Annotated in this window: 1 protein-coding gene; it reads right to left on the bottom strand. The window is 56.8% G+C overall.

From position 1 onward, the window contains the following. Window positions 1–185 precede the first annotated feature (185 nt). Window positions 186–370 (bottom strand): transposase (locus CSR02_RS03675; RefSeq protein ID WP_208616797.1); only part of this gene is annotated, 185 nt, incomplete at its 5' end.

Genomic DNA, 370 nt, shown 5'->3' on the forward strand with positions numbered 1-370 from the left:
CGCGGAAATCTCACAGATGGAGTAATTTTGGATCATTTTCTGGTTGTTCAGGACTTCCTATACGTCTGATCTGGCTTACCGACGGTTTTCTGTCCTGGCGGGCAGATTCTGAACGCAGTGAGGGCGTCACGGCCTGAGAAGGCAGTGTTGGCGGTGAGTATGTGGCCTATGCGCTGTCTGTTTCGTCAGACGGCCTGCCGGAGCCTTCGCAATCGTGCATGAGCGAGGGCGAATTCGTGCTGGCAAGGGAACATGTCCGGCATGGACAGGACAATCCGACGGACGCTGATCTTTACGACTGTCGCGATTTTGAGCAGTCGTGCGCGTATGGTGCCACAGGTCGCCGTCTCCAGGCTGGTCTGGCCAAGGG

The organism is Acetobacter pomorum, from assembly GCF_002738225.1.
Lineage (GTDB): Bacteria > Pseudomonadota > Alphaproteobacteria > Acetobacterales > Acetobacteraceae > Acetobacter > Acetobacter pomorum.